This is a genomic window from Castellaniella defragrans, assembly GCF_014203015.1.
Classification (GTDB): domain Bacteria; phylum Pseudomonadota; class Gammaproteobacteria; order Burkholderiales; family Burkholderiaceae_B; genus Castellaniella; species Castellaniella defragrans.
Genome location: NZ_JACHIB010000041.1, coordinates 1 through 1,580, shown reverse-complemented (window position 1 = coordinate 1,580; position 1,580 = coordinate 1). Strand labels below are relative to the sequence as shown.

1 protein-coding gene is annotated in these 1,580 nt (G+C 62.8%); it reads left to right on the top strand.

Translation table 11 applies throughout. The features are described 5' to 3' along the window. Positions 1–92 precede the first annotated feature (92 nt). Positions 93–1,406, top strand: coding sequence for an IS1380 family transposase (locus HNR28_RS18050; RefSeq protein ID WP_151025672.1), 1,314 nt, complete (start codon positions 93–95; stop codon positions 1,404–1,406). Positions 1,407–1,580: the final 174 nt, after the last annotated feature.

Genomic DNA, 1,580 nt, shown 5'->3' with positions numbered 1-1,580 from the left:
CTAGCCTGGATTTTTCACCAAAAGGAATCGGCACATCCCTGAAACCCGCATAAAATCAAGGTGCGAACAAGATTTTGGGGAAAGATGTGCCGATACCAGATCGTACCACCGAACAACTGGACTTTGGGCGGCTTGGACGGCGCCATTTGCAAGCGAATTTCCAGGGTGGCGATCTCAGTTCCGACGGCGGGCTGATGCTGCTGCGAAGAATTGATGCGCGTACCGGCCTGTCGCGCATGGCGGCCAAGGCGCTGACCGAGCGCCGAGCCGCTGGTCGCATCCACCACCGCCTGCGCGATTTGCTGGCCCAGCGCCTGTACGGCCTGTGTTGCGGCTACGAAGACCTGAACGATCACGATACCCTGCGCGCCGATTCTCTGATGCAAACGGCGATCGGGCGGGATCGTCCCCTGGCCAGTTCGCCCACGCTCAGTCGTCTGGAAACGGGTGCGACCCGCGCCGATGCGTGGGCACTGCATGGGGTGCTGGTTGAACACTTCATCGCCAGCTTCGCCACGGCCCCCAAGGAACTGATTCTGGACGCGGATGCCTCGGATATCCCGCTGCACGGCGAGCAGGAGCACAAGCAGTTCCACGCTTACTACGACCACCACTGTTATCTACCGCTGTACGTGTTCTGCGGCCAGTCGATGCTGGCCTGCCTGCTGCGGCCCAGTCGTATTGACGGGGCCAGGCATGCGGCGGCGGTGCTGCGCCTGCTGGTGAACCGGCTGCGCCAGGCATGGCCAAAAGTCAGGATCATCATTCGCGGGGACTCGGGATTCTGCCGTCAGCGATTGATACGCTGGTGTGAACGCAGTGATGTGCAATACATCATCGGCTTGGCTCGCAACAAGCGCCTTCAGGCGCGCGTTGCGCAGGCTGAGGAAGTCCTCAGGCGCGACTACGAGCGCACCGGGCGCAAGCAGCGCCTGGTCAGTGAGTTCTCCTACGCGGCCGGCTCGTGGAACCGCCCCCGGCGGGTGCTGACCCGCCTGGAATACGGCGCCCAGGGCGTGAACCCGCGCTTCGTGGTCACCAATATCCGGGACGGCGATGCCATGCAGCTGTACGAGCAGCTGTACTGCGCTCGGGGCGAAGCCGAGAACCGCATCAAGGAGGCGCAGCTCGATCTGTTCGGCACACGAGCCAGCTGCCATCGCTTCGCCGCCAACCAGTTCCGACTGCTGCTGGCTGCCCTGGCCTATACGCTCATGCAGCGCCTGCGCGAGACGGCGCTACGAGGCACTGAACTGGAGCGTGCCAGCGCCGCGACGATCCGGGTACGTCTACTGAAAATCGGTGCGGCCATCGTGCGCAATACCCGGCGCGTTCGCATCCTGCTGGCCTCGCATCATCCGCTGCGCCATGTCTACGCGCACGCCGCCCGCGCCATGGCTCCGTAACGCTGAAAAAGTGCTGTCCCCGGCACGTTATAACGCAACGGGGGTAGGGGGAATTGCGTCTGCGGCACTGAAAAATTGCTCCACACACCGCTGATCCCTACTGCTTCATCGCCGGGGCAGCCTGCGCACCCAAAAATCGCTTCAGCAGGTTTGCTGAAGAAATCTTCGGGCTAG